The sequence below is a fragment of the Lapillicoccus jejuensis genome (genome assembly GCF_006715055.1).
GTDB lineage: Bacteria > Actinomycetota > Actinomycetes > Actinomycetales > Dermatophilaceae > Lapillicoccus > Lapillicoccus jejuensis.
This window is the reverse complement of record NZ_VFMN01000001.1, coordinates 1,349,864-1,375,302: the sequence shown is the minus strand read 5'-3', so window position 1 is coordinate 1,375,302 and position 25,439 is coordinate 1,349,864. Positions and strand designations below refer to the sequence as shown.

Sequence of the window (25,439 nt, the reverse complement as noted above, 5' to 3'; positions counted from 1 at the left end):
CTCGTCGACCCGTACTCCCGTACTCCGTCGTCCACAGGCGGGCGACCATCGCTCTCACCAGTTGTGCATCGACCTCGCGAGGACCCCGGCGACGTCGTCCTCGCTCGGGGTGCGCGGGCAGATCGACAGCAGCCGCGCCTGCGCCATCGTCCCCTCGACCAGCTGCGGGACGTCACCCTCGGCGTAGCCGACCTCGGCGAGGCCGCTGGGCTGGCCCACGTCGCGCAGCAGGTCGACGAGCACCGACGGCAGCTCGTCGCGGGCGTCGTCCCCTGGGTTGCGCTGCGGCGCGAGCAGCCGCGCCGCGGCGAGGTGGCGCTCGGGCGTCGCCTCGAAGGTGAAGCGGAACGACTCCGGCGCGGTCAGCGCGACGGCCATCCCGTGCGGCACCATCGCGTGGTCGTCGGGGTAGCCGGCCGGGTGGAAGCCGTCGGGCACCCCGCCGGCGACGGGGTAGGCGTTCGCGTGCGGCAGGTGCACGCCGGCGTTGCCGAAGCCGAGCCCGGCGAAGGTCGCGGCCATCGACATCTCGAGCCGCGCCTCGCGGTCCTCGCCGTCGCGGTAGGCCCGCCGGAACGCGGACGCGAGCAGCGACATCGCCTTCTCGCTCCACATGTCGGCGATGGGGTTGGCGCCGCAGTAGGGGACGCGCTCGGACGCCTCCTTGCGGGGGAAGGCGTCGTACGGGCGAGCGGTGTAGCTCTCCAGCGCGTGGCACAGGATGTCGAGCCCCGACGCGGCGGTGACCCCGGCCGGCATGGTCGCCGACAGCTCGGGGTCGACGACGGCGAGGACCGGCCGCAGCCGCTCGTGCGAGATCCCCGTCTTGACCTTGCGGGCGAGGACGTCGAGGACGCACACCGACGTCGACTCGGCGCCGGTGCCGGCCGTCGTGGGGACGGCGACGAGCGGCAGCAGCGGCTTCTCCGGCGCGCGGCCGCCGCCGACGGGGGCGTTGACGTAGTCGAGGAGGTCGCCCGACGAGGTGAGCATGAGGTCGACCGCCTTGGCCGTGTCGATGCTCGACCCGCCGCCGACCGCGACGACCCCGTCGAACGGCCCCATCGCGCGGGCCGCCTCGACCGCCGCGCGCAGGCTCGCGTCGCTCGGCTCGACGTGCGCCTCGGCGTAGACCTCGACCTCGAGGCCGGCCGCCCGCACCGCTTCGGCCACCCGGTCGGCGACCCCGCTCGCGGCGATCCCCGGGTCGGTGACGAGCAGCGCCCGGGTCACCCCGAGCGCGGCGAGGTCGTGCCCGACCTCCGCGCTCGCGCCGGCGCCGAACTTCAGCCGCGGCGAGGCGTAGGTGAAGACGGTCTCGCTGGTCGTGGTGCTGCTGGACGTCGCTGTCTGGCTCACGCCGTCATCCTCCCCGACGGCTCCGGGCTTGGCACACTGCCCCGTATGCAGGAGGTCGGGGAGAGCGGCGCGTGGCGCGAGATCCCGTACGACGACGCGTGGTGGCCCTTCGAGGCCCGCTTCGGCTTCCGCGCCTCGGTGGACGCTGCCGGTCCGCCCGCGATCGACGAGCCGCACGGGGCGGTCACCCTCGACCTCGCGCCCGTGTTCGACGCGGGACCGGCTCCGTTCGCCGCGGGGTCGGCGGCGGTCGACGCCGTCGCGCTGCGCGCCTTCGTCGACCTGCTGGGCCAGGACGGGCTGGAGGGGGGCGACGGCGAGCTGGTCGCGCTCGACTGGCAGCACCCGGCGTACCGCTGGTCGCCCGCGCGGCACGCGCTGGGTGGCGGCACCTGGCGCGTGCCCGTCGTGCCCGACGGCGACTACCGCGCCCACGTCCACCCCGACCAGGTCTGGGGGACGTTCGGCCACCCCTGGCAGCGGACCCTCACCGTGTGGGGCGAGCCGCTCGTCGCGACCCTCGGCGCCGAGCTGGCCGCGTGGCTCCCCGTACGGCGACGCGCGTGAGCGAGGTGGGTGGGGCGCTCGCCCCCCTCTCGTTCCGCCCCGCCTCGTCGCAGCGGACGACGACTGTCGTGACGGCGTTCATCGTCGTCATCGCCGTCGTGGGAGTCGTGCTCGGCATCGTCGGCAGGAAGCCCGTCCTCGCCGCGCTCTGGGGCCTCCAGCTCCTCCTCCACTCCGCGCGCCTCGCCATGCTCCTGCTCCCTGTCCGGGTCGACGGCGACGGCGTGCGGCAGCTCGGGCGGACCCTCCCTTGGTCTCGGGTCAACGGAGTGCGGGTCAGCCGGTGGAACGGCACCGTCGTCCTCGAGCTCGACAAGGGCAAGGAGCGACAGCTCGCCCTGCCGGCCTCCGACGGCGAGCGGGTGGCGGAGCTCGCCGGGGTGCCGCTCATCAACCCTCCGCGGTTGTGAGGATCCTGGGAGTCCGGTAGACCACCCGTTCATGAGCGACGCGACGACGACCCCGGCCGGGCTGCAGGAGCCGGGGGGCCACGGACTCGGGACGAGCCTCAAGCCGCGGCACATCACGATGATCTCCATCGCCGGCGTCATCGGCGCCGGCCTCTTCGTCGGCTCGGCGACGGCGATCGGCAAGGCCGGTCCCGCCGTCCTCATCTCCTACCTGCTCGCGGGCACGCTCGTCGTCCTCGTCATGCGGATGCTCGGCGAGATGGCGACGGCCAACCCCGACACCGGGTCGTTCTCGACCTACTCGGAGCGCGCCTTCGGGCGGTGGGCCGGCTTCTCGGTGGGCTGGCTCTACTGGTGGTTCTGGGTGCTGGTCATCCCCGTCGAGGCGACAGCGGCCGCCGACGTCCTGCACCGGCTCGTCGGCCTCGACCAGTGGGTGTGGGCGCTCGCGGTGACGCTGCTGCTCACGGCGACGAACCTCGTCAGCGTCGGCAACTACGGCGAGTTCGAGTTCTGGTTCGCCCTCATCAAGGTCGTCGCGATCGTCCTCTTCATCGTCGTCGGGGTCCTCGCCATCCTCGGTGTGTTCCCGGGAAGCAAGGTCAGCGGCGTCTCCGGGCTCTGGCAGCCGGACGGCTTCCTGCCCAACGGGGCCGGGGCCATCGTCGCGGCGATGCTCACGACGATGTTCTCCTTCATGGGCACCGAGATCGTCACCATCGCCGCCGCCGAGTCGCCCGACCCGGAGAAGGGGATCGCCAAGGCCGTCAACTCGGTCATCTGGCGGATCTCGATCTTCTACATCGGCTCGATCTTCGTCGTCGTCGCGCTCCTGCCGTACAACAAGCTGCAGGACGGGTCGTACCAGTCGGTGCTCCAGGCCATCGGCATCCCCGGCGCCTCGACGATCATGGACCTCGTCGTCCTCACCGCGGTCGCCTCCTGCCTCAACTCGGCGCTCTACACCGCGAGCCGGATGCTCTTCTCGCTCGGCGCCCGCGGGGATGCCCCCAAGGCCGTGCGCCGGATCACGCCGCGCGGCGTCCCGGCCGTGGCCGTCCTCGCCTCGATGGTCGTCGGGTTCCTCGCCGTCATCGGCAACTACGTCCTGCCCGACAAGATCTTCGGCTACCTGCTGGCGACGTCCGGCGCGGTCGCGCTCTTCGTCTACCTGGCCATCGCCGCCAGCCAGCTGGTCCTCGGCCGCCGGATGCGCGGGGAGGGCGAGCAGCCGATCGTCCGGATGTGGGCCTTCCCGGGGCTGACCATCGCGGCGATGGTCTTCATCGTCGTGACGATCGTCCTCATGTGCTTCGACTCCGAGCAGCAGCAGGCGGTCGCGCTCAGCGTGCTGTCCGGGGTCGTCATCGTCGTCCTCGGGGTGATGCGCCAGCGCCGCGGCGCCGGACGTCCGGCGGTCGAGACCGCCAGCCGTCGCTGAGGGCGCTGGTCGGTTCCCGGGACACCGGACCTCCTCCGGCCGTACGGTCGCTCGCAGCAACCATCTGCGTCGCCGTCGGCGACCGTGGTGCCGAGCCGGGGGGACGCGATGACGCAGGACACGGGACGGACGTCGTGGAACGATCACGGTGAGCCGTTGACCCGCGAGCAGGCCCATCGCCTGCGCGACGACCGGCGTGCCCGCGTGCTGATGGCGGCGGGCGCTGGAGTCCTCGTGGTCGTCGTGCTCGTCGGGACGCTGGTGATCGGCCACGCCCAGCACCCGGACCGGCCCGTCCGGTGGCCGCTGGTGATCGGGCTCGCGGCAGCGGTGCTCGTCGTGCTGGCGGCCGGCCTCCTTCTCGGGCTGTGGCTGCGAGGGCGTCACGGGCCCACCCGGCGCTACCTGCTCAGCGGCGACCGTCGGACGCGGACGCGGGTGACGAAGCAGCTGCGCAAAGGCAGGCCCGTCGACGAGAACGATCTCGAAGTGGCCCGGGCGGTCGTCGACCTCACCGAGCGGCAGCGGTGGGTGAGTCTCTACTTCCTCGGAATGGCCGTGCTCTACACGGTCATCGTCGTGCTCGACGACCAGTCGAGGACACCGCCACCGGGTCTGCTGAGGGTGCTGCACCTCGCACTGCCGCCGTTCATGCTGTTCACGGCCGTCGTCCTGTTCGTCTCCCGTCGGCGGCTGCTCACCAACGCCGCCCGGCAGGGCATCATCCCCGGTAGTGCCGACGCCGGCTCGCGACGACCGTGACGGGACCGAAGCCGCAGGATGGCGAGGGCCGTCCGAGTAGGTGGCGGGCCGACAGACTCCGCCTCGACCCGTCGTCGCCGTACGACGTGCGCTCGACCAGCTCGAGGCGGCTTCGCGCCTGGGCGTGTTCCTGATCGTGGTGCCGGTGCCCGCCTTCGCTGTGGCGACGGTCGTCGCCGTAGTGCGACACCAGTGGGGAGCCGCCGCCCTCCTCGGTCTCATGCTCCTCGTCTTCGTGGGCCTGCGATGGTCTCAGCTCACCCTCATCCGAGGCGAGCTCCGCCGACGACGGGCCGACCCGAGGCGCCGTACGGGGTCCTAGGCCTCCTCGCCCGCGACGTCCGCGAGCCAGGTGCGCAGGATGCGCTCGAGCGCGGCGCGGTCGGTCGCGTCGAGCGACGCGACGAGCCGCTGCTCGTTGGCGATGTGGGCGGTGAAGGCGCGGTCGACCAGCCGCTTGCCCGCGGGGGTGAGCCGCACCCGCACCGCACGCCCGTCGTCGCCGTCGCGGCGGGCCCGGGTGACGAGGCCCGCGGCCTCGAGCCGGTCGACCCGCTTGGTCGCGGCGCCGGTGGTGATCATCGTCGTCCGGGCGAGCTCGGCGGGCTGACGCTCGTACGGCGCCCCGGCCCGCCGCAGCGCGCACAGCACGTCGAAGTCGCCCTCGCCGAGCCCGAATTCCGCGTAGACCGGGAGCAGCCGCTCGGTCAGCGCGGCCCCGAGCCGGTGCAGCCGACCGACGAGCTGCTGCGGTGACACGTCGAGGTCGGGGCGCTCGCGCTCCCACTCGGCGACGATGCGGTCCACGCGGTCGTGCCCCTCGGTCATGCGCTCAGCGTAGTCGCTTCCATGGAAGCGAGCATGGTATTCTCGCTTCCATGGAAGCGACCTCCTCCACTGCGCGCACCATCGCCCTCACGGCGATCGCGCCCGTCGCCTGGGGGTCGTCGTACCTCGTCACCCGGCAGCTCCTCCCGCCGGACATCCCGCTCCTCGGTGCCGCGCTGCGCGCGCTGCCGGCCGGGCTGCTCCTGCTCGCCCTCGGCCGTCGGCTGCCGCGCGGGTCGTGGTGGTGGCGCACCGCCCTGATCAGCATGCTGACCATCGGCGGGTTCTTCGTCCTCGTCTACGTCGCAGGGCAGCGGCTGCCGTCGTCGGTGGCGGCGACGCTCATGGCGGCCAGTGCGCTGGTCACCCTCGTCGCCGCCCGCGTCGTCCTCGGTGAGCGGGCCCCGCGCCGCGCCTGGCTCGGCGCGGTCGCCGGGATCGGCGGGGTCGTCCTGCTCGTCGGCGCCTCGGCCGGCGGGCTCGACCCGGTCGGCGTCGGCGCGTCGCTGCTCGCCATGCTGTCGGCGACCATCGGCTTCGTCCTCACCAAGAAGTGGCAGCCGCCGGTGCCGCCGCTCGTCTTCGCCGGCTGGCAGCTCACCCTCGGCGGGCTCGTCCTCGCGCCGATCGCGCTGTTCGTCGAGGGCCCGCCGCCGGCCATGTCGGCGGGCGCGGTCGCCGGCTTCGCCTACCTCATCCTCGTCGGGACGGCGCTCGCCTACGTCGTGTGGTTCCTCGGCCTGTCGCGGCTGCCCGCCGGCACGGTCGGCATGGTCGGGCTGCTGAACCCGGTCAGCGGCGCCGTCCTCGGGCTCGTCGTCGCGGGGGAGCGGCTCACGCTGCTCCAGGTCGTCGGCGGGGTCGTCGTCCTCGCCGGGGTCGCGGCGGGGCTGCCGGCGCGGCGTCGTACGGACGCCGGCGAGGTCAGCCCGTCGCCGACATCAACAGCGACGCGACCTGCTCCGGACGCTCCAGCGACGGCAGGTGCGCCACGTCCGGCCAGTCGTGCAGCGTCGCCGACGGCAGCGCCGCGCGCAGCGACCGCACCGCCACGGCGACCGTCGCGACACCCCGTGCTCCGACGGCGACCGTCGTCACGTCGGCGGAACGCCCGCTGACAGCCCTCAGCGCCAGGGGTCGAGCCGTCCGGAGGCGATGAGGGCGGTGGCGACGCGGATGGCTTCATCGGCGACGTGAGCGCGTCCTCGACGTCGGCCCGGTCCGGGCCGCTCCCGTCGGTGTCCGGGTACTCGGTCGCGTTGCGCAGCCGCCGGATCCGACTGAACGAGCGGAACGGCGAGCCGGTCCCGCCGAACTGCGCTCGGACGGCGTCCTGGACGGCGACGTGACCCCCCCGGCTCGTCGCGCGCAGGCCCTGGACGGCGAGGAGGGCGGCGGCCGATGTGCGGAGGGCGTCGTAGGCGAGCTGGTAGGCACCCGCGAGGTCGTCGAGCTGCAGCGCCGCCCCGGCCGAGGCCACGTGCCGCCGGGCGTCCGCGAGGAGGCGGTCGGCCACCCGGCCGTCGGGCTCGACGGCCTCGAGCTCGTGCCCGGTGAGGAGCTGCTCGACGTCCGCCCGCCCCGGCGCCCAGCTCACGACGAGGCTCCCGTCGTCTCGGTCCCGGTCGTCTCTGGTGCCGCGACGATCGTCACCAGGGGCCGACGCAGGATCTCGGTCCGCAGTGCGTCGTCACCGCCGCGCCACCAGTCGAGGGAGCGCACCGTGACGTTGACCTCGCGTCCGAGTCGACGTCGCGCCCGGTCGGCGCCCTCGTCGAGCTCGTCGCGGTCGGGACGTCCGAGAGCGAGCACGTCGACGTCCGCCGGTGAGGGTCCGTCGACGCCGTCGTACCGGGCCGCCCATGAGCCGAAGATGTAGAGGCCGGCCAGTCCGGTGACGTCGCCGAGCTCCTCGGCCACGACCTGCGGAGGCCCGAAGGTGACGAGCAGCAGCTGGGTCAGCGGACCGGTCGCCGGGGAGGGGGCGGCGCGGACGAGGCGCGTGTTGCCGAGGCGCCGGGAGGTCATCACCCCCGCCTTCTCGGCACGGTCGGCCTCGCGCTGCACCGTCGAGACCGTCGTGCCGATGATCTGGGCGACCTCGGTGAGCGACCACTCACGGTCGGGCGAGAGCAGGACGAGCGCGAGGATCCGGGCCTGGAGGCCCGACCGCAGGAGCGGCAGCAGGACCGGAGGCGCTGTTTGCATATCGTGCACTGTATCTAGCGTGTTATGCGAATACCAGGGTCAGCCCGTCGCCGACAGCAGCAGCAGCGCGACCTGCTCCGGACGCTCCAGCGACGGCATGTGCGCCACGTCCGGCCACTCGTGGAGCGTCGCCGACGGCAGCGCCGCGCGCAGCGACCGCACCGCCACGGCGACCGTCGCGACGTCGAGCCCTCCGGCGACGAGGGTCGTCGGCGCGGTCACCTCGGCGAGACGCTCGCTGACCGGCGGGTCGGCCTCGGCCTCCTCGACGTCGTCCCAGTCGGCAGTGAGCTCGAACGCGCGCCGCTGCATCCGGGCGACGAGGTCGCGGACCCCCGCGTCGACCCGGTCGGCCGGCTGACCGGGCCCGTCGACCCAGGCGCGCAGGTTCGCCTCGACGGCCGCGTCGAGGTCACCGGCCGCCAGGGCCGCGCGCTCGGCGGCCGCGAAGGCGCGGAAGTCGTCGGTCGCCTCCGTGAGCAGCGACCCGCCGGGAGCGAGCAGGACGAGCGACGCCACCCGGTCCGGCTCGCGCAGCGCCAGCTCGACCGCCACCCCCGCGCCGTACGACGCCCCGACGACGTGGCACCGCGCCACGTCCTCGGCGTCGAGGACGGCGAGCAGGTCGTCGACCGGGCGCAGGACGTCGTCCGCGGGGCGGGCCGTCGAGGCGCCGTACCCTCGCAGGTCGATACGCAGGACGTCGCGCTCCGCGGTGAGCGCCGGCCAGACCGGGTCCCACATCCGCCGGTCGGCGACCCCGGCGTGGACGAGCAGCAGCGGGACGCCGCCGCGCGGGCCGCTTCGGTCGCGCGCGAGCAGGTCGGTCGGCACAGCGGGGTCGGTCACGGGGTCCTTCCGGAGCGGGCGTCGAGTCCACCCCACCCTGGCCGGACGGGGGTCGGGGCTCAACCCGGTTTCGTCAGGGCCCGGTGGGATCCGCGCCGAACCGCGCGACGAGGTGCCAGACGTGCTTGACCGCCTGGAGGTCGTGCGAGCCCGTCCGGCGCAGGACCCCGATCGCGGCGGGCGTCAGGACCGACGCACCCGCCGCGGCCTCCCGGGCCAGCGCCACCGAAGCCGGACCGCGGTAGGCCACGACCTCCTCGTCGTCGAGCCGCGCCACCCCCAGGGCGAACCCGGGGTGCCACCGCACCGGCACCCCCAGAGCGGCCGCCTCCTGCTCCACGGCCGTGCCGGCGTACGACGGGTCGAGGACCACCGCCTCGACGTCCCTCGACACCTCGACCCCGCCGTGCACGTGCGCCTCGACGTAGGCGTCCAGCACGTCGACCCCACCCGAGGCCAGCGCCGCATCGGCCAGGTCGAGCAGTGGGCACCGCTGCGCCACAGCGAGATCCGTCGGCTCGAACACGCTGTCCGGGAAGCACAGCGTCACCCGGTCGAGCACCTCCGATCGCAGCAGCAGGAAGGACGACCCGAACCGCGGGGCTCCGCCGAGCCCGGTCCGACGGTGGTCGAGGGCGCCGTACACCGGGCGGTCGGCGGGAGGCGCGTCGTCGTACGCCCCGCCGAAGAGGCGCTGCTCCCACCGCCACCGGTCGCCGCCGGGGTGGGCGGTGAGGCCGCCGTTGCTCGTCCCGGTCTCGAACTGCGAGCGGTACCGCCCGTCGGCGGCCAGCGCGGCGAGCACCGACCGCCCGCCGGCGTCGACGCGGTCGGGGTGGAAGGCGAGCGTCACCGGCACGTCCGCCGGCAGGGGCGGCCCGTCGGCCCCGTGCGCCGCGACGTGCGCGACGGCCGCGCGCACCCGGGCGTCCACGGGTGGGTCTCAGGCGGGCTCGGTGGGCGGCTCGCCGCCGACCTGCTCCAGCACCTTGCCGAACTCGCCCGTCGCGTCGACGCGGATCCGCCCGTCGTGCACCGTCGTCAGCCGCTCGAGCCGGCCGTGGTGCCACCAGTAGACGTCCGGCGACAGCGCGGCGGCGTCGTCGTGGTGCCCGACCGCGCCGACGGCGGCGATGAGGTTGAGCGAGGGCAGCAGCGAGTCGTCGGCGATGACGTGGAAGTCGAGCTGGTGGTGGTTCGGTGCGGCGGCGAGGACGCCGAGGTCGGGGTCGGGCGCCTGCCCGGTGACCCGCTCGACGACCTCGTCGAGGACGAGCAGCGTCGAGGCGAGGTACGGCGACTCGGCCAGCAGCACCTCGACCCGGCCCCCGTCGCGCTCGAGGGTGCGGCGGTCGTCGGCCTCGACGCGGCGCAGGTTGGACCGGCCGGCCCGCCACAGGTCCTCGACCGGCCCGTACTCGGCGACCTGGTCGTCGCCGTACTCGGCGATGGCGTCCTCGAGGTCGAGCCCGAGCACCTCGACGAGACCGGGCGCCACCGGTCGGGCGTAGCGCAGGTGCCCGCGCGAGAGCCGTTCCTCAGGGACGAGCCGCGAGTACGTCCCGGCCAGCAGGTCGGCGTCCCCCAGCTCGGCGAAGGGGTCGGCCGGCGCGTCGAGCAGGACAGGACCCCGTACGGAGGCCGGTGCGGGCTCCGGGACGGGGGCGGGCTCGGCGACGGTCTCCGCGACCGCCTCGACGACCGGCTCCGGCTCCGCGGGCGGCGAGGACTCCGCAGCCGGGCCGGTGGACGGCTTGCGACGGAACCACGACATGCCCCCCATGCAACCACGCGTGGCTGCGAGGGTCTCGCCAGCACGGGGGCCGGGGGTCCAGGATGCCCGGATGGGCCGCCTCCTCTACGCCACCCTCTGCTCCCTCGACGGCTACGTCGCGGACGAGCAGGGCGACTTCTCGTGGTGCTTCCCGACCCCCGCCGCGCACCAGGAGGTGAACGACCTGCTGCGGCCGGTGACGACCAACCTCTACGGCCGGCGGATGTACGACGTCATGTCGGCCTGGGAGGACATGGGCCGCGCCGAGGCCGACGACGAGATCGAGCGCGACTTCGCCCGGCTGTGGCGGGCGAGCGAGAAGGTCGTGTACTCGTCCACGCTGGAGCAGGTCTCGACGCCGCGGACCCGGCTGGAGCGCCGCTTCGACCCCGCGGCCGTGCGCGAGTTCGTCGAGGCCTCGGACGGCGACGTGTCCGTCGGCGGGCCCACCCTGGCCGCCGCCGCCCTGACGGCCGGGATCGTCGACGAGGTGTCCCTCTTCGTCGTGCCCGTCTCGGTCGGCGATGGGCTGCCGGTCCTCCCGCGCGGCAGACGGCTCGACCTGCGGCTGCTGGACGAGGAGCGCCTCGACGAGCGCACGGTCCGGCTGCGGTACGCCGCCCGCTGAGCCCTCGAGATGCGCGTCCGCGCCGTCGGGCGCACGATGGCCCGGTCGGATGTCAGCGTTGTCATCCCGCTGGTGGCAGCCCAACGGAAAGCCGAGGCCTCCTCGTGTCCCGCTCCCTCACCGCACGGCTGGCCGCCCTCGGGGTCGCCACCGCCCTCGCGGGCACCGCCGCCGGGGCCCTGCCCTCCGCGTCGGCCGCGACCGACCCCGGCGCCCGCTGGGTCGCCACCTGGGCCGCCGCCCCCGCGACCGCCGTCGACAACCACTGCTCGGACTGCACGATCCGCAACGTCGTCCACCTCGCCGAGGGCGGCGACACCGTCCGGGCGACCTTCTCGAACGTCTTCGGTACGGCGCCGCTGCTCATCGGCAGCGCCACCGTCGCCGTCGCGGCGACGAGCACGACCGCCCAGGTCGCGCCGGACACGCTGCACACGCTGCGGTTCGGCGGGGCGTCGTACGTGAGCGTGCCCGTGGGCGGGCAGGTGACGAGCGACCCGGTGCGGATGACCGTGCCGGGCGAGCACGACCTGCTCGTCACGACGTTCACACCGGGCTACCGCACGCCGATGACGTACCACCCGTTCGCGGGCCAGCAGTCGTTCTTCGCCCGCGGCGCCGACGTCTCGCACGCGACGAGCGCGAGCGCCTTCCCGGAGACGACGAGCAGCTGGCACCTGCTCACCGGCGTCGACGTCCGGCGGCAGTCGCAGGGCGCCGTCGTCGCGTTCGGCGACTCGATCACCGACGGCGTCGGGTCGCAGGCGAACCTCGACCACCGCTGGCCCGACTTCCTCGACGCCCGCCTCGACGCGGAGCCCGGTGACCTCACCGTCGTCGACGAGGGCATCAGCGGCAACCGGGTCCTGCGCGACGGCGACCCGGTGCCGGACTTCGGCCCGAAGGCGACGGCCCGGTTCCAGCGCGACGTCCTCCAGCGGGCCGGCGTGCGCTCCGTCGTCATCCTCGAGGGGATCAACGACATCCAGCAGACCCCGCACGTCACCGACCCGACGAAGATCGAGGCCGGCCTGCAGCAGCTGATCGACCGCGCCCACGGCAAGGGTCTCAAGGTCGTCATGGGCACGCTGACGCCGTTCCAGGGCTGGTCGGCGTGGACCCCGACCCTGGAGAGGACACGGGCCGCGGTCAACGAGTGGATCCGCACCAACCCGACCCTCGACGGCGTCGCCGACTTCGACGCCGCCACCCGTGACCCGGCGAGCCCGCTGCGGCTGCTCCCGCAGTACGACAGCGGTGACCACCTGCACCCCGGTGACGTCGGGTACGCCGCGATGGCCGACGTCGTCCCGCTCTGGGCGCTCTGACGCGTCGCCGTACGGGCGCTTGCGTCCGACAGGTGGGTGGCTGCTGCCGCCGACCTCTCGGACGCAGCCCGTACGGCGCCTCGTAGCGTCCGAGAGGTGGGTGGCTGCCGCCGCCGACACCTCGGACGCAGGCGGTCGTCGACCGTCCCGCCTAGGGTCGGGCCATGCCCGCCACGCCCAGGTCGACGGTCACCGTCGCCACCGCCGGGACCCTCGTCGCGATGCTCAGCTACACGGCGCCGCTCGGGGTCCTGCCGACCATCGCCCGCGACGTCGCCGCCGGCCCGTCCGCGCAGTCGTGGATCCTCTCCGCGAGCAGCCTCGGGCTGACCACCGGTCTGCTCACCGCGGGCGCGCTCGGGGACGACCACGGTCGCCGGCGGGTCTTCGTCGCCGGCGCGCTCGTCCTCGCCGTCGGGCAGCTGCTCGGGGCGGTGGCGCCGTCACCCGGCCTCGTCGTCGCCGGCCGGGTCGTCCAGGGCCTCGGCTCGGCCGCGCTCATCGCCTGCAGCCTCGCGCTCATCAGCCACGTCGTCCCGGCCGGCCCGGAGCGCGTCCGCGCGAGCGGGCTGTGGGGCGCCGGTCTCGCCGGCGGCATCGGTGTCGGGCCGCTGCTCGGCACGGTCATGCCGTGGCGGCTCGCGTACGGCGTCGTCGGCGTCGCCGCGCTGTTCGTCGCCCTCGTCACCCCGCGGCTCGCGCCCGAGTCCCGCGCCGACGTGGCCCGCCGCCCCGACGTCCCCGGCATCGTCACCCTGGCTGGTGGTCTGGCGCTGCTGTGCGCGGGCCTAACCGAGCTGCGGACGGGCGTCGGCGCGCTCCCGCTCGCGCTGCTCGTGATCGGTCTCGTCCTGCTCGCGGCGTTCGCCGCCGTCGAGCACCGGGTGGCCGAGCCGATGATGCCACTGGCCCTCTTCCGCTCGCCCGCCCTCGTCGCCGCGACCGTCGGGGCGCTCGGTACCGGTCTCGGGATCATCGCCGTCATCTCCTACCTGTCGACGCTCGCGCAGCGCGGCCTCGGCCTCGACCCGCTGCAGGCGACGCTCGCCCTCACCGCGTGGCCGGTCGTCTCGGTCGTCACGTCGCTCCTGACCCGGCACCTGCCGGAGCGGCTGTCCGGAGCGGTCCGGCTCGTCGGCGGGCTCGTCGTCGTCGCGGCCGGGATGCTGCTGCTCACCGGGCTCGACCCGTCGACCACGAGCGCGCACCTCGTGCTCGCCACCGCGGTGGCCGGCCTCGGCACCGGGGTCGTCAACGCCACCCTCGGGCGCGAGGCGGTGGCCAGCGTCCCGCCCGCGCTCGCCGGCGTCGGTAGCGGTATCAACAACACCAGCCGCTACCTCGGCGCCGCCGTCGGCGTCACCCTCGTCTCGGTCCTCACCAGCCGCACCGGGACGGAGCGCCCCGCGCAGCTGATCGCGAACTGGGACCGCGCCGTCCTCGTCGCCGTCGCGCTCACCGTCGTCTGCCTGCTCGTCGTGGCGGTCGCCGAGTCCCGCTCCCGCCGTACGGCGCGTCGTCAGGTCACCGACGACGCTCCCATCGCCGGTTGACCGAAACCGAGCGTCGCGCCCCGTGCCAGGGTGGGTGGGTGCGTCGGCTGCTCTACGTGTCCCACCCCGAGGTCCTCGTCGACCCCGCGGTGCCCGTCCCCCGGTGGGGTCTGTCGCCGGTGGGGGCGGAGCGCGCCCGCCGGTTCGCCACGGCGACGGCGCTGCTGGACGACGTCGGGTCGGTGTGGTCGAGCGCCGAGACCAAGGCCCGGGAGACCGCCGCGCTGCTCGTCGCCGACCCTCCGATGGAGATCTACGTGCGGGGGGACCTCGGCGAGCTCGACCGCTCCGCCACGGGTTACCTGCCGCGCGAGGAGTTCGAGCGGGTGGCCGACGAGTGCTTCGCGGCTCCTGAGGACAGCGTCCGGGGCTGGGAGCGGGCCGTCGACGCCCAGACCCGCACCGTCCGAGCCGTGCACGCCGTGCTGACCGACCCCCGCGCCGCTCACGGTGACGTCCTCGTCGTCGGTCACGGCGGCGTCGGCACGCTGTTGTTCTGCCGCGTCGCCGGGCTGCCCATCGCGCGCGAGCACGACCAGCCCGGGTCGGGTGGCAACGTCCTGACCTTCGACCTGCACGAGGACAGCCGTCTGGTACCCACCGGTGGCTGGGTGCCGTTCGAGCACGTGTCGTGACGGCGCCGTGTCACGAGGTCGAGCTGAGTGCACCCACCGTTGGCTCGAAGGTCGTGACGACTACCCCAGTCGGCGACCGCGAGCTGCCACCAGCGGCTCGCGGTCGCGGGTGTCCCACCATTCCTCGATGTTGGCCCTCAGGGTCGTCACCAGGGCGGACCGCGTCAGGTGGTCGTCCTCGGCGTCGCCGGGAAGAGTCAGCTCCCACAGCTGCTTCGCCCCGTGCCGGGACTCGCAGTCGAGCACCACGGTGACCGACGACTTGTCCCGTGCGCGCTCGAGGCTGCTGACCCTGAGATCCCACTCCCGCACGGGCCCGGGAAGTGCGTGGGACACCAACCGTGCGAGCTCCTGGGTCGGGGTGGCCCAGCCTGAGGTGTCCGCGTCCGGATCAGGCACAGCGCTCCTCAGATGTTCTGGATGACGGGGCAGTCCGTACGGTAGGCCGGGTTGGTGACCCCCGCCTTCATCTGGGGGTAGGTGGCGATCGTGCCCGGGGTCTTCGCCGTCCCGCTCGTCGAGTAGTACGCGGTGATGATGCCCTGGGGGCTCACGCCGCTCCCGTTGTAGGCGTTCCCGTTGTAGATGACCCGGAACAGTTCGTGGCAGTTGCCGTCGAAGAGGGCGAAGATCCGGTTGCCGCCATCCTGCTGCAGGTCGGTGACCTTCTCGCCCTGAGAGATGGTGAGGGCGATCATCGAGTCGAACGTGCTGTTCCACCGCCCGTAGTTGGCGATGTGCACGAAGCCCCAGGACGCCGTTCCACACCGCAGGGCCAGCTTCTCCACACCGTAGGCGTACGTCTTCACCAGGTAGGTGTACGACTTGCCCGAGCAGTAGTTCGACGGGACCGACGCCTGTGCGGTGGTCAGGTCGACGGCGGGGACGACGACCAGGGACACGGCGGCGGCCGCTACAGCCCGTCGCAGTCCTCGGGTGCGTAGTGCTGAGTTCATGACGAGAGGATGGGGTGAGCCGGCCTCGCGATAGCCGATAGGGACCTGGGCATCTGATGCGCGTTGCCTGACAACCAGGTTCCGGCCATGCAGCGCACGCGGTGACAGCGAGGCCTCGTCGTCGCCGGCGCCGTCGTCATCGTGACCCTTCCGGGGGCCGACGGGGCGCCGTACGGTGGGGGCGTCCGGACGCCGCCGTCCGGTCGGGAGCCTCGGGAGGGTGCGGTGGACGCGACGGACGTGTGGGTGCTCGGTGGTCACCAGACCGACTTCGCGCGGCACCTGACCCGGGAGGGGCTCGGCTTCCGCGACCTGACCCGCGAGGTCGCCCTGGGCACGCTCGAGGCCGCCGGCGTCCCCGCCGAGGCGGTCGAGGTGGTCCACGTCGGCAACGCGTTCGGCGAGGCCTTCACCGGCCAGGGCCACCTCGGCGCGATGCCGGCGACCGTCGTCGACGGGCTGTGGGGCAAGCCCGCCTCCCGTCACGAGGGCGCGTGCGCGTCCGGCTCGCTCGCGGTCCTCGCGGCCGTCGCGGACCTGCGCTCGGGCGCCTACGACTGCGCGCTCGTGCTCGGAGTCGAGCTGGAGAAGACGGTGCCGAGCGCCGAGGGCGCGCGCCTGCTCGGCGGCGCCGCGCTGCTGCCCGACGAGCTCGACGGGGTCACCTTCCCGTGGCCCGAGCAGTTCTCGCGCGTCGCCGACGAGTACGACGCCCGCTACGGCCTCGACGACGCCCACCTGCGTCGGATCGCCCAGGTCAACCTCGAGGCCGCCCGGCGCAACCCGCGGGCCCAGACCCGCGGCTGGAGCGTCCCCGACGACCTCGCCGACGAGGCCACCAACCCGGTCGTGTCGGGGCGGCTGCGCCGGTTCGACTGCAGCCAGGTCACCGACGGCGGCGCCGGCGTCGTGCTCGTCACCGACGCCTGGCGGCGCGCCCACCCGGAGATCCGGCCGCTCGCCCGGATCGAGGGCTGGGGGCACCGCGTCGTCGGGCTCCCGCTCGAGCCCAAGCTCGCGCGCAGCCGCGCGGGTGGGGAGGGCGGGTCGCCGTACGTCATGCCGCACGTGCGACGCGCCGTCACCGACGCGCTCGGCCGCGCCGGCACCGACCTGGAGGGCCTCGCCGGCTACGAGGTGCACGACTGCTTCGCGCCGAGCGAGTACCTGGCGATCGACCACCTCGGCCTCACCGGCCCCGGTGAGTCGTGGAAGGCGGTCGAGAACGGCGACATCGAGCTCGGCGGGTCCTTCCCCATCAACCCGTCCGGCGGGCTCATCGGCGGTGGTCACCCGGTCGGCGCGACCGGCGTGCGGATGCTCCTCGACGCCACGCGCCAGGTCAGCGGCACGGCGGACGACTACCAGGTCGAGGGCGCGCAGCGTTTCGGCACGCTCAACATCGGCGGCAGCACGGCGACGACGGTCAGCCTCGTCGTCGGCGCCGCCCCGGCGTAGGACCGAGCATCCACCCTCCAGGAAGAATCCTCCGACGAAGCAGGAGCGCAGGAATGGACGTCGAGCTGGTCGGCCGGATGCTCAGCACGCTCCCGGAGGACGACGAGCACCCCTACCGCACCGGCCCGTGGCGCCCGCAGACCGCCGAGTGGCGCGCGGACGACCTCGAGGTGGTCCAGGGCGGCGTCCCGACCGACCTCGACGGCGTCTACCTGCGCAACACCGAGAACCCGCTGCACCCGGCGCTCAAGGCCTACCACCCGTTCGACGGCGACGGGATGGTCCACGTCCTCGGCTTCCGCGACGGGACCGCTTTCTACCGCAACCGGTTCGTGCGCACCGAGGGCCTGCTCGCCGAGGCCGAGGCCGGCCGGTCGCTGTGGGCCGGCGTCTCCGAGCCACCGGCCATCGCCATGCGAGACGACGGGTGGGGCGCCCGCGGCGGGATGAAGGACGCCTCGAGCACCGACGTCGTCGTCCACCGCGGCGTGGCCCTCACGAGCTTCTACCAGTGCGGCGACCTCTACCGGCTCGATCCGCGCACCGGCGACCCGCTCGGCAGGGCCTCGTGGGGCGGCCGCTTCCCGGCGTGGGGGGTGAGCGCCCACCCCAAGGTCGACCCGGTCACCGGCGAGCTGCTCTTCTTCTCCTACGCCCGCGAGGCGCCGTACCTGCGCTGGGGCGCCGTCGACGCGACCGACACCCTCACCCACCTCACCGACGTCGAGCTGCCGGGCCCGCGGATGCCGCACGACATGGCCTATACGACGAACTACGTCGTGCTCAACGACTTCCCGCTCTTCTGGGACGAGCAGCTCGCCGCGCAGGGCGCGTTCGTCCCGCGCTTCCACCGCGACCTGCCGAGCCGCTTCGCCGTCGTCCCCCGAGCCGGGGGCCCGGTCCGCTGGTTCGAGGCGTCACCGACCTTCGTCCTGCACTTCGTCGGCGCGTGGGAGGAGGGCGACGAGATCGTGCTCGACGGCTTCTACCAGGACGACCCCGAGCCCGGCCGCCGCGAGGGCGACGACCACTGGATGCGCGCCTTCCGCTTCCTCGCCCTCGACCGCCTGCAGACCCACCTGCACCGGTGGCGGTTCGACCTGCGCACCGGCGCCGTCCGCGAGGAGCGCCTGTCGGACTCGCTCACCGAGTTCGGCACCCGCAACGAGTCCGGCGGCGCCGTCCCGCACCGCTACGTCTACGCCGCGACCGGTCCGGAGGGGAAGTTCCTCTTCGACGGCCTCGTCAAGCACGACGTCGTCGCCGGCACCGAGGAGCGGATCGTCTTCGGCGACGGGGTCTTCGGCAGCGAGACCCACCTCGCGCCGCGCGTCGGCTCGACTCGCGAGGACGACGGCTACCTCGTCACCCTCACGACGAGCACGGACGACGACGCGTCGTACGGCGTCGTCTACGCGGCCGACGACCTCGCCGCCGGCCCGGTCTGCACGCTGCGGCTGCCCGAGCGGATCTCCAGCGGCACCCACGCGACCTGGGTCGCCGGCGAGGAGCTGCGGCGCTGGGACGACGCCGACGGCGTCACCGCCCCCGCCGCGCTGGGTCTCTAGCGATGGTGCGGACCCGCGGCCTGCACCCGCGCGACAAGGTCGCCGACTACCAGGCTCGCGGCTGGTGGACCGACGAGGTCCTCGACGAGGTCTACCTCGCCCGGGTCGCCGAGCGCGGCGACGCGCTCGCCCTCGTCGACCCGGCCAACCGCGTCGACCTCGACGGCGCGCCGCCGCGCCGGCTCACCTGGCGCGAGCTCGACGACGAGGTCCACCACCTCGCCGCCCGCCTGCTCGAGCTCGGTCTGCGCCGCGGCGACGTCCTCGCCGTCCAGCAGCCCAACACCGTCGAGCTCGTCGAGACCTACCTCGCCGCCTGGCTGCTGGGCGTCGTCGTCACCCCGCTCGCCGTCCCCTACCGCGAGCACGAGCTCGTGAGCATGGTCGGCCGCGCCGAGGCGAGCGTCCTGCTCGTCGCCCCGCGCTGCGGCGAGCGCGACCTGCTCGCCGACGCGCAGGACGCCGTACGGACGCTGCCGCTCGTCCGGCACCTCGCGACCCTTGCGTCCGCACCGGCAGGGCACCGGACCCCCGCGGCCGCGGACGCCACCGAGCCCGTACGGCGCCTCGTCACCGCCCCCGCGAGCCCCGCCGACCGGGCGGCGGTCGCCGCGCACCGGGCCGAAACCGGGCGGCACGACCCCGACGACGCCATGACGATCTGCTGGACCTCCGGCACCGAGGCCGAGCCGAAGGGCGTCCCGCGCACCCACCTCGAGTGGCTCGCCGGGTCGTGGGCCGGTGTCGACGCACCGCAGCTGACCCAGGGCGACGTCATCCTCAACCCGTTCCCGCTCGTCAACATGGCCGCGTTCGTCGGGCTGCTGCTGCCGTGGCTGCGGACCGGGTGCGTCCTCGTGCAGCACCACCCGTTCGACCTGCCCACCTTCCTGGGCCAGGTCGCGACCGAGCGCGTCAGCTACACCGTCATGCCGCCCGCGCTGCTGACCGTCCTCCTGCACAACGAACAGCTGCTCGCCCAGGCCGACCTGTCCAGCCTCACCCGCGTCGGCTCGGGCAGCGCGCCGCTGCCGCCCTCGATGGTCGCCGGCTGGCAGGAGCGCGGCGTCGGCGTCATCAACTTTTTCGGCTCCAACGAGGGCGTCGGGCTGCTCTCGAGCCCGGCCGACCTGCCGGACCCGCAGGAGCGGGCGCGCTTCTTTCCGAACTTCGCCGTCCCCGGCCCGCCCGGCCACCGGTGGAGCTCGCGGATCGGCGACTGGGTGCAGGTCCGTCTCGTCGACCTTGCGACCGGCGAGGACGTGACCACCCCCGGTGTCCCGGCCGAGCTGCGGGTCGACGGGCCGACCGTCTTCCCCGGCTACCTCGGCGACGAGACCGGGTCCGCCTTCGACGAGCGCGGCTGGCTGCGGACCGGGGACCTGTTCGAGATCGCCGGCGACCACGGGCAGTTCCTGCGCTACGTCGACCGGGCCCGCGACGTCGTCATCCGCGGTGGGCACAACATCGCGCCCGCCGAGGTCGAGGCGCTCGTCGCCACCCACCCCGCCGTCGCCGAGGTCGCCGTCGTCGGCGACCCCGACGAGGTCCTCGGTGAGCGGCTGGCCGCCGTCGTCGCGCTGCGCCCCGGCGCGACCCTCACGCTCGAGGAGGTGCGGGCCCACCTCGAGACCCAGCACGTGGCCCGCGTCAAGCTCCCCGAGCGGCTCGAGGTCGTCGACGCCCTACCGCGCAACCCCGTCGGCAAGGTCCTCAAGCGGCAGCTGCGTCGCACCGCAGCCGCTCCGCCGCTCACATCGTGACGACGACGCGTCCTCGGACCCCGCCGCGCCGCAGCACGTCGATCGCCTTCTCCACGTCGTCGAGCCCGTACGTCGCCGCGACCCGCACCGGGAGCTCGCCCCCGGCGGCCCGGCGCAGCAGCCCCGTCAGCCGCTCGCCGTCGGCCTGCACGCCGACCGCGGTGACGATGACGTCCCGGTCGGTGGCCAGCGGGAAGGCGGGCAGCACCCCGACGTAGGTCCCGCCGTCGCGCAGCGCGTCGACGGCACCCGGCAGCGTGGCCGCGTCGAGGACGGCGTCCACCTCCAGGCCGGCGAGACCGTCGAGGCCCGTGACGAGGCGGGCGCCCTGGGCCTCGACGAACTCCCGGTCGTTCTCGCGGGCGAGACCGAGGACGTCCCACCCGCGCTCGCGGGCGAAGGTCAGCGCCCACCCGCCGACGGCGCCGGCCGCGCCGGTGACGAGCAGCGTCCCGGCTGTCGTCCCGTCGAGCAGGTCGACGGCCTGAGCGGCGGTGAGGACGTTGAGCGGCAGCGACGCGGCCGGCACGTCGTCGAGGCCGTCCGGGACGAGCGCGACCGCCTCTGCGGGGACGACGGCGAACCCGGCGAGGGCGCCCAGCGGCTTGTCGAAGCCGTGGTGCACCGCGGCGACACGGGTGCCCGGGGTGAGGTCGGGGCGCCGTACGGCGGCCTGCTCGCCCACCTCCTCGACCGTGCCGGCGAGGTCCCAGCCCAGGCCGGTGGAGGCGAGGTGCGCCAGCCCCTCGCCGAAGCCGTGGCCGACGATGGCGAGGTCGACGGGGTTGATGGTGGCCGCGGTGACGCGGACGAGGACCTCGTCCGGGCCGACGGCGGGGATGGCGGTCTCGACGACCTCGAGGGTGCCCCGGGTGCGGGTGACGACGGCGCGCATGGCGTGCTCCTTCTGCTTCGGTGGCTGCTGCGGATGGTGGGGGGCTTGTCGCGCCCTCCCGATGGCCCTACCGTGGCGCGAAGAGGTATCCGTTGGTAAGTAGGTACCTCGAAGTGCGTAGCCCACGCACAGGTGACGGGAGGAGCAGCCGGATGGCGACGACGACGGCCGCGCAGCGGCGCGAGCAGGCCAAGGCGGAGTTCGACGCGTTCTTCGCCGACTGCCCCAGCCGCCAGGTGCTCGAGCGGCTCTCCGACAAGTGGGTGGTGCTGTGCCTGGCCGCCCTCAGTGGGGGCGAGCTGCGGTTCAGCGAGCTGTCCCGGCGGATCGCCGGCGTGAGCCAGAAGATGCTCACCCAGACCCTGCGCCACCTCGAGCGCGACGGCCTCGTCACCCGGGAGGTCACCCCCACCGTGCCGGTCACCGTCTCCTACGCGCTGACCCCGCTCGGGGCCTCGCTCGAGCAGACCGTCCGCGCGGTCAAGGTCTGGGCGGAGACGCACCTGCCGGAGGTGCACGCGGCGCGCTCGACGTACGACGCCCGCTCGGCCTGACGCTCGATCGTCCCGTCTCGGGCTGTCTAGCGAGCGGGGAAGACGGCCGCAGACGCGGGCATCGAGCAGCGGCGACGGACGGCGACCGACCGCCTCGCGTGCCACGATGACGAGGTGAGCGACCCAGCGGACGACCAGGTGAGCCCGCCACCCCACCCCCTCGTCGTGGCCCACCGCGGCAGCTCGATCGCCCGGCCCGAGCACACCCGGGCGGCCTACGAGCTCGCCCTCGCCGAGGGGGCCGAGGCGCTCGAGTGCGACGTCCGGCTCACCGCCGACGGCGAGCTCGTCCTGCTCCACGACCGCACCCTGGAGCGCACCGGGCTCGGCGACGGGGTCGTCTCGACGATGACCCTGGCCGAGCTGCGCGCCGTCGACTGGGGGGCCTGGCGGTACGCCGTCCCGGCGCCCGACGGCGCCCACCCGACCATCGACGGTCCGCGGGTCGACGGCGACGGTGACCTCCTGACGCTGCGGGAGCTCGTCGAGCTGGCCCGGGGGGCGTCGTACCCCGTCGGGCTGGCGGTCGAGACCAAGCACCCGACCCGCGCCGGCGGGCGCGTCGAGCGCGCCGTCGCCGACGTGCTGCGGGACGCCGGGATGACCGGTCCGGCGCGGCCGGGAGCGCCGTGGGCGCGCGTGATGTCGTTCTCGCACCTGGCGTTGCTGCGCCTGCGCACCCTGCTGCCCGACCTGCCGACGGTGCTCCTCGTCGGGCTCGGGCAGTCGGGCCCGTTCCGCACGGGGGCCCTGCTCGGCGGGGCGAGCACCCTCGGGCTCGACGTCGCCGCGCTGCGGGCGCACCCCGACACCGTCGCCGCGCAGCACGAGGCGGGGCACGAGGTCTGGGTGTGGACCGTCGACGACGACGCCGACATCGCCCGCTGCCTCAACCTCGGGGTCGACGCGATCATCAGCAACAACCCCGCCCGGTGTCTCTCCGCGCGTCTCGACGTGGCCCCCGTCTGCGGCTAGCCTGTCCGAGCGGTACCGCGTCGGGGCAGGGACCGCGGCGTCCTGCGGGGCGCGTTCATCGGGTGGACAGGCGGTGGCAGGGGTGGCTGAACCAGCGGGGAGCATGCTCCCGAGCCCGCCCCCCGCGCCTCCCGCGGTGCCCCGTCCCGCGCCCGTCGTCGACGCCGACCGGCTCGACCGACCGCGGACCATCCGCGTCCCGTGGACCGCGCCCGCCGTGCCGAAGATCCGCCGCGTCGTCGTGCAGGACCTCGAGCAGCGCGGCCTGTCCGACGAGCTCATCGGCGAGACCGAGATGGTCGTCTCCGAGCTGGTCGGCAACGCCATCCGGCACGCCCGCCCGCTGCCCGACGGCACGATCCGGGTGCACTGGAAGGTCAAGGCCGACGTCGTCGAGGTCGAGGTCTCCGACGGCGGCGGCCCGTCGACCCCTCGGCCCGCGCCCAAGTCGGTGTGGTCGTCCTCCGGCCGCGGCCTGCGGATCGTGCGCAGCCTCGCCCACGAGTGGGGCGTCGCCGAGGAGCGCAGCGGCCGCACCGTGTGGGCCTCGCTCGGCGGACCGTCCCGCCGGCGCTCGCGCTGACGCGTCGCTGAGCAGACAGCCGTGGCCGAGCCGCTCGCGTCGTACAAGGACCTCTGCCTCGACGCCGCCGACCCGGTGCGGCTCGGCACCTTCTACGCCGCTGCGCTCGGGCTGCGGCTCGAGCGGCTCGACGACGGCGACGTCGTCCTGCGCGGCGACACCCCGGAGCACACGGTCTGGGTCAACCGCGTCCCGGAGCCGAAGACGGTGTGGCACCGCCTGCACCTCGACGTCAACGTCGCCGCCGTCGACGACCTGCTCGCGCTCGGCGCGAGCGTCGTCGACGACACCCAGCCGTGGACGGTACTGCGCGACCCCGAGGGCGGCGAGCTGTGCGCCTTCGTCCGCGCGCCCGAGGTGCTCGCGGCCGGCGGTGGGCGCGGGCGACCGCTGTACGAGCTCGTCCTGCAGGTCGGCGCGGGTGACGACGGGGCCGCCGCCGCGGCGGGGATCGCGCACGGGTGGGCCGGGCTGGTCGGCGGCCGGGTCGAGCAGGACCCGGACGAGGGCTACTCGTGGGTCGAGGGCATCCCCGGGGCCCCGTTCGAGAACCTCGTCATCACCTGGACCGACGAGCCCAAGACGGTGAAGAACCGGGTGCACCTCGACGTCACCTGCCGCTCCGTCGACGACCTCGTCGCGTACGGCGCCCGCGTGCTCGCTCCCGGCGGCGCGCCGGGCGCACCGTCCTGGACCGTCCTCGCCGACCCCGCCGGCAACGAGCTCTGCGCCTTCCCCGGCTAGGGTTGCCCGCCATGGGCAAGGCGAGCAAGCGACACGGTGGTCGGCGCGAGCGCGCCACGAGCGGGCCGGCGGCGGCGCCGTACGTCGCCCGTCCCTTCGAGGGGCTCCCCAGCGAGACCGAGTGGGTGGCGATCCGCGAGATCGTCCCCGCCGCGACCGCGACGGTCGGGCTCGTCGGCGACGCGCTGCCCGAGGGCGCCGCCGGCGAGGCGACGGTCTGCACCGTCCTGCCGCTCGCGTGGCCGGCGCTGCACCGCACCGGTGGCGACGTCCTCGTCGCCACCCAGTCCGGCGCGTCCAGCGGTGACGCGAGCCGCGACCTCGCCGCCGCGCTGCTCCTCGCGCTCGAGGCGGAGGAGGGGACGCCGGTGACGAGCGTGCCGACCCCGACCGCCGACAGCCCGCGCCTGCAGGACGTCGTCGACGCCGGCCGCGACTTCCGGGTCACCGTCGAGGACGGCTTCGACTTCTGGGTCGGCGACGCCGAGCTCGACGACGAGGGCCGCGCCTCGCTCGAGCGCGCCAACGAGTCCTCGATCCCGACCGTCCGCGTCGAGGGCGTGACCTCCGCCTACTGGTGCGAGATCACCGGCCGGCACTACCTCCGCTGGGTCCTGCCGCACGACGAGGACACCGCGACCGACGCGCTCGCGCGGCTCATCGCCGCCGACACCCAGCGCCTCGTGCCGGACTCGCGGCTGCTCGGCGCGTTCCGTGCCTGCGGCCTGCTCGTGCCGGTGTGGGAGGTCGACGTCGACGCCGACCCGGCGAGCTTCTCCGACCCGATCGTCGCGCTGGAGAAGCGGCTCGACGAGGCGCTGGCCGACACCGGGTCGCTCGACGAGGCCGCCCGCCGCGCCCGCGCCGGCCTGCGCAGCCGCCAGGTCACCCTGCGCTGAGCCCGAACCACCCGTGAGCGCGCCCGTCGTCGCCGTCGTCCCGGCCAAGGACGAGCAGGCCCGCCTCGGCTCGACGCTCGACGCCCTCGCCGGGCTCGACGTCGTCAACCGGGTCGTCGTCGTCGACGACGGCTCGTCCGACGGGACCTCCACCGTGGCCCGGTACCGGGGGGTCGCCGTACGGCGTCATGCCCGCAACCGCGGCAAGGCGGCCGCGATGACGACCGGCGCCGACGCCGCCGCCGAGCTCGTCGGGCCCGACCACCTGCTGCTCTTCGTCGACGCCGACCTCGAGGCGTCGGCCGCCGCGCTCGGGGTGCTCGTCGGGCCGGTCGCGTCGGGCGAGGCGGACATGAGCATCGCGACGCTGCCGCCGCAGCGGGAGTCCGGCGGCGGGCACGGGTTCGTCGTCCGGCTCGCCCGCGACGGGATCACGGAGCGCGCCGGGTGGGCGCCCGCCCAGCCCCTGTCGGGGATGCGGTGCCTGAGCCGGGCGGCGTACGACGTCGCGCAGCCGCTCGCCCGCGGGTGGGGCGTCGAGGTCGGGCTCACCCTCGACGTGCTCGCTGCCGGGCTGACCGTCGTCGAGGTCCCGTGCGACCTGCACCACCGGGTCACCGGCCGCGACCTGCGCAGCCAGCTGCACCGCGCGGCGCAGTACCGCGACGTGTGGCTCGCGCTGCACCGCCGCCGCTGACGGAG

The 25,439-nt window shown here is 74.5% G+C and carries 27 protein-coding genes; 18 read left to right on the top strand and 9 right to left on the bottom strand.

From position 1 onward, the window contains the following. Positions 1-54: 54 nt before the first annotated feature. Positions 55-1,359 carry a hydroxyacid-oxoacid transhydrogenase gene (locus FB458_RS06550; RefSeq protein ID WP_141847776.1) on the bottom strand — a complete coding sequence of 435 codons (1,305 nt, stop codon included), beginning with the start codon at positions 1,357-1,359 and terminating at the stop codon, positions 55-57. 45 nt (positions 1,360-1,404) lie between these two features. Here FB458_RS06550 and FB458_RS06545 point away from each other — a divergent pair, with 45 nt between their 5' ends. The 4 genes from FB458_RS06545 to FB458_RS06530 all read left to right on the top strand — a co-directional run bounded on the left by FB458_RS06545 (position 1,405) and on the right by FB458_RS06530 (position 4,539). Further along, positions 1,405-1,926: a DUF2716 domain-containing protein gene (locus FB458_RS06545; RefSeq protein WP_141847775.1), complete on the top strand. Its 522-nt coding sequence runs from the start codon at positions 1,405-1,407 to the stop codon at positions 1,924-1,926. Further along, complete coding sequence (locus tag FB458_RS06540) at positions 1,923-2,336, top strand: hypothetical protein (protein WP_141847774.1); 414 nt, start codon at positions 1,923-1,925, stop codon at positions 2,334-2,336. Before FB458_RS06545 ends, FB458_RS06540 begins: the two co-directional genes overlap by 4 nt. Before the next feature lie 31 nt (positions 2,337-2,367). Beyond that, the gene (locus tag FB458_RS06535; protein WP_141847773.1) at positions 2,368-3,777 is read left to right on the top strand and encodes an amino acid permease; all 1,410 of its coding nucleotides are present in this window, start codon (positions 2,368-2,370) and stop codon (positions 3,775-3,777) included. Positions 3,778-3,933: 156 nt separating this feature from the next. Continuing rightward, complete coding sequence (locus FB458_RS06530; protein ID WP_141847772.1) at positions 3,934-4,539, top strand: hypothetical protein; 606 nt, start codon at positions 3,934-3,936, stop codon at positions 4,537-4,539. Between the two features lie 318 nt (positions 4,540-4,857). Here FB458_RS06530 and FB458_RS06525 read toward each other — a convergent pair whose 3' ends face one another. Beyond that, positions 4,858-5,367 (bottom strand): MarR family winged helix-turn-helix transcriptional regulator, encoded by a 510-nt coding sequence (locus FB458_RS06525; RefSeq protein ID WP_141847771.1) that lies wholly within the window; start codon positions 5,365-5,367, stop codon positions 4,858-4,860. 50 nt (positions 5,368-5,417) lie between these two features. Between FB458_RS06525 and FB458_RS06520 the strand changes: the two genes are divergently transcribed. Continuing rightward, positions 5,418-6,485 (top strand): DMT family transporter, encoded by a 1,068-nt coding sequence (locus FB458_RS06520; protein WP_141847770.1) that lies wholly within the window; start codon positions 5,418-5,420, stop codon positions 6,483-6,485. 475 nt (positions 6,486-6,960) lie between these two features. Here the strand turns inward: FB458_RS06520 and FB458_RS06515 are convergent, their stop codons facing one another. The 4 genes from FB458_RS06515 to FB458_RS06500 form a co-directional block, all read right to left on the bottom strand. Further along, complete coding sequence (locus FB458_RS06515; RefSeq protein ID WP_141847769.1) at positions 6,961-7,575, bottom strand: helix-turn-helix domain-containing protein; 615 nt, start codon at positions 7,573-7,575, stop codon at positions 6,961-6,963. 39 nt (positions 7,576-7,614) lie between these two features. Next, on the bottom strand, positions 7,615-8,424 hold the full coding sequence (locus FB458_RS06510) for an alpha/beta fold hydrolase (protein ID WP_141847768.1): 810 nt from the start codon (positions 8,422-8,424) through the stop codon (positions 7,615-7,617). 73 nt (positions 8,425-8,497) lie between these two features. Beyond that, the gene (locus tag FB458_RS06505; protein ID WP_141847767.1) at positions 8,498-9,358 is read right to left on the bottom strand and encodes a DUF3626 domain-containing protein; all 861 of its coding nucleotides are present in this window, start codon (positions 9,356-9,358) and stop codon (positions 8,498-8,500) included. 9 nt (positions 9,359-9,367) lie between these two features. After that, positions 9,368-10,198 carry a hypothetical protein gene (locus tag FB458_RS06500; RefSeq protein WP_141847766.1) on the bottom strand — a complete coding sequence of 277 codons (831 nt, stop codon included), beginning with the start codon at positions 10,196-10,198 and terminating at the stop codon, positions 9,368-9,370. A 70-nt stretch (positions 10,199-10,268) separates the two neighbouring features. Here FB458_RS06500 and FB458_RS06495 point away from each other — a divergent pair, with 70 nt between their 5' ends. The 4 genes from FB458_RS06495 to FB458_RS06480 all read left to right on the top strand — a co-directional run bounded on the left by FB458_RS06495 (position 10,269) and on the right by FB458_RS06480 (position 14,342). Further along, a complete protein-coding gene (locus FB458_RS06495) occupies positions 10,269-10,826 on the top strand; it encodes a dihydrofolate reductase family protein (RefSeq protein WP_141847765.1) in 558 nt (185 codons plus the stop codon). 104 nt (positions 10,827-10,930) lie between these two features. Beyond that, entirely contained in the window at positions 10,931-12,154 is a 1,224-nt protein-coding gene (locus FB458_RS06490) for an SGNH/GDSL hydrolase family protein (protein WP_141847764.1), read from the top strand. A gap of 164 nt (positions 12,155-12,318) precedes the next feature. Next, positions 12,319-13,707 (top strand): MFS transporter, encoded by a 1,389-nt coding sequence (locus tag FB458_RS06485; RefSeq protein WP_141847763.1) that lies wholly within the window; start codon positions 12,319-12,321, stop codon positions 13,705-13,707. Positions 13,708-13,745: 38 nt separating this feature from the next. Further along, positions 13,746-14,342, top strand: coding sequence for a histidine phosphatase family protein (locus tag FB458_RS06480; RefSeq protein ID WP_141847762.1), 597 nt, complete (start codon positions 13,746-13,748; stop codon positions 14,340-14,342). 60 nt (positions 14,343-14,402) lie between these two features. Here the strand turns inward: FB458_RS06480 and FB458_RS06475 are convergent, their stop codons facing one another. Beyond that, the gene (locus tag FB458_RS06475; RefSeq protein WP_141847761.1) at positions 14,403-14,654 is read right to left on the bottom strand and encodes a hypothetical protein; all 252 of its coding nucleotides are present in this window, start codon (positions 14,652-14,654) and stop codon (positions 14,403-14,405) included. A 95-nt stretch (positions 14,655-14,749) separates the two neighbouring features. Then, positions 14,750-15,244 carry a hypothetical protein gene (locus FB458_RS06470; protein ID WP_141847760.1) on the bottom strand — a complete coding sequence of 165 codons (495 nt, stop codon included), beginning with the start codon at positions 15,242-15,244 and terminating at the stop codon, positions 14,750-14,752. 279 nt (positions 15,245-15,523) lie between these two features. On the opposite strand from FB458_RS06470, the gene FB458_RS06465 reads away from it, so the two are divergent. Genes FB458_RS06465 through FB458_RS06455 form a run of 3 tightly spaced genes read left to right on the top strand, consistent with a single transcriptional unit; the run spans position 15,524 to position 20,087 of the window. Beyond that, positions 15,524-16,756: an acetyl-CoA acetyltransferase gene (locus tag FB458_RS06465; protein WP_141847759.1), complete on the top strand. Its 1,233-nt coding sequence runs from the start codon at positions 15,524-15,526 to the stop codon at positions 16,754-16,756. Positions 16,757-16,809: 53 nt separating this feature from the next. Further along, positions 16,810-18,324 (top strand): carotenoid oxygenase family protein, encoded by a 1,515-nt coding sequence (locus FB458_RS06460; RefSeq protein ID WP_141847758.1) that lies wholly within the window; start codon positions 16,810-16,812, stop codon positions 18,322-18,324. Positions 18,325-18,326: 2 nt separating this feature from the next. Then, positions 18,327-20,087: a class I adenylate-forming enzyme family protein gene (locus FB458_RS06455; protein WP_141847757.1), complete on the top strand. Its 1,761-nt coding sequence runs from the start codon at positions 18,327-18,329 to the stop codon at positions 20,085-20,087. On the opposite strand, the gene FB458_RS06450 is transcribed toward FB458_RS06455, so the two are convergent. Further along, entirely contained in the window at positions 20,077-20,982 is a 906-nt protein-coding gene (locus FB458_RS06450) for an alcohol dehydrogenase catalytic domain-containing protein (protein ID WP_141847756.1), read from the bottom strand. The genes FB458_RS06455 and FB458_RS06450 overlap by 11 nt on opposite strands. A 152-nt stretch (positions 20,983-21,134) precedes the next feature. Between FB458_RS06450 and FB458_RS06445 the strand changes: the two genes are divergently transcribed. The 6 genes from FB458_RS06445 to FB458_RS06420 all read left to right on the top strand — a co-directional run bounded on the left by FB458_RS06445 (position 21,135) and on the right by FB458_RS06420 (position 25,434). Next, a complete protein-coding gene (locus FB458_RS06445) occupies positions 21,135-21,536 on the top strand; it encodes a winged helix-turn-helix transcriptional regulator (protein ID WP_141847755.1) in 402 nt (133 codons plus the stop codon). Positions 21,537-21,650: 114 nt separating this feature from the next. Beyond that, the gene (locus FB458_RS06440) at positions 21,651-22,511 is read left to right on the top strand and encodes a glycerophosphodiester phosphodiesterase (RefSeq protein WP_211355949.1); all 861 of its coding nucleotides are present in this window, start codon (positions 21,651-21,653) and stop codon (positions 22,509-22,511) included. Between the two features lie 136 nt (positions 22,512-22,647). Further along, positions 22,648-23,094, top strand: a complete 447-nt coding sequence (locus tag FB458_RS06435; protein ID WP_246061093.1) for an ATP-binding protein — start codon at positions 22,648-22,650, stop codon at positions 23,092-23,094. Positions 23,095-23,115: 21 nt separating this feature from the next. Further along, entirely contained in the window at positions 23,116-23,838 is a 723-nt protein-coding gene (locus FB458_RS06430; RefSeq protein ID WP_141847753.1) for a VOC family protein, read from the top strand. 11 nt (positions 23,839-23,849) lie between these two features. Further along, positions 23,850-24,737 carry a DUF5926 family protein gene (locus tag FB458_RS06425; RefSeq protein WP_141847752.1) on the top strand — a complete coding sequence of 296 codons (888 nt, stop codon included), beginning with the start codon at positions 23,850-23,852 and terminating at the stop codon, positions 24,735-24,737. A 13-nt stretch (positions 24,738-24,750) separates the two neighbouring features. Continuing rightward, positions 24,751-25,434, top strand: a complete 684-nt coding sequence (locus FB458_RS06420) for a glycosyltransferase (protein ID WP_141847751.1) — start codon at positions 24,751-24,753, stop codon at positions 25,432-25,434. The last annotated feature ends 5 nt before the right edge of the window (positions 25,435-25,439 follow it).

Excerpts from the sequence above, each read along its gene's own strand:
- FB458_RS06545 (WP_141847775.1), top strand. The coding sequence starts at position 1,405 with ATGCAGGAGGTCGGGGAGAGCGGCGCGTGGCGCGAGATCCCGTACGAC.
- FB458_RS06535 (WP_141847773.1), top strand. The coding sequence starts at position 2,368 with ATGAGCGACGCGACGACGACCCCGGCCGGGCTGCAGGAGCCGGGGGGC.
- FB458_RS06525 (WP_141847771.1), bottom strand. The coding sequence starts at position 5,367 with ATGACCGAGGGGCACGACCGCGTGGACCGCATCGTCGCCGAGTGGGAG.
- FB458_RS06520 (WP_141847770.1), top strand. The coding sequence starts at position 5,418 with ATGGAAGCGACCTCCTCCACTGCGCGCACCATCGCCCTCACGGCGATC.
- FB458_RS06515 (WP_141847769.1), bottom strand. The coding sequence starts at position 7,575 with ATGCAAACAGCGCCTCCGGTCCTGCTGCCGCTCCTGCGGTCGGGCCTC.
- FB458_RS06500 (WP_141847766.1), bottom strand. The coding sequence starts at position 10,198 with ATGTCGTGGTTCCGTCGCAAGCCGTCCACCGGCCCGGCTGCGGAGTCC.
- FB458_RS06495 (WP_141847765.1), top strand. The coding sequence starts at position 10,269 with ATGGGCCGCCTCCTCTACGCCACCCTCTGCTCCCTCGACGGCTACGTC.
- FB458_RS06485 (WP_141847763.1), top strand. The coding sequence starts at position 12,319 with ATGCCCGCCACGCCCAGGTCGACGGTCACCGTCGCCACCGCCGGGACC.
- FB458_RS06460 (WP_141847758.1), top strand. The coding sequence starts at position 16,810 with ATGGACGTCGAGCTGGTCGGCCGGATGCTCAGCACGCTCCCGGAGGAC.
- FB458_RS06455 (WP_141847757.1), top strand. The coding sequence starts at position 18,327 with ATGGTGCGGACCCGCGGCCTGCACCCGCGCGACAAGGTCGCCGACTAC.
- FB458_RS06450 (WP_141847756.1), bottom strand. The coding sequence starts at position 20,982 with ATGCGCGCCGTCGTCACCCGCACCCGGGGCACCCTCGAGGTCGTCGAG.
- FB458_RS06445 (WP_141847755.1), top strand. The coding sequence starts at position 21,135 with ATGGCGACGACGACGGCCGCGCAGCGGCGCGAGCAGGCCAAGGCGGAG.
- FB458_RS06425 (WP_141847752.1), top strand. The coding sequence starts at position 23,850 with ATGGGCAAGGCGAGCAAGCGACACGGTGGTCGGCGCGAGCGCGCCACG.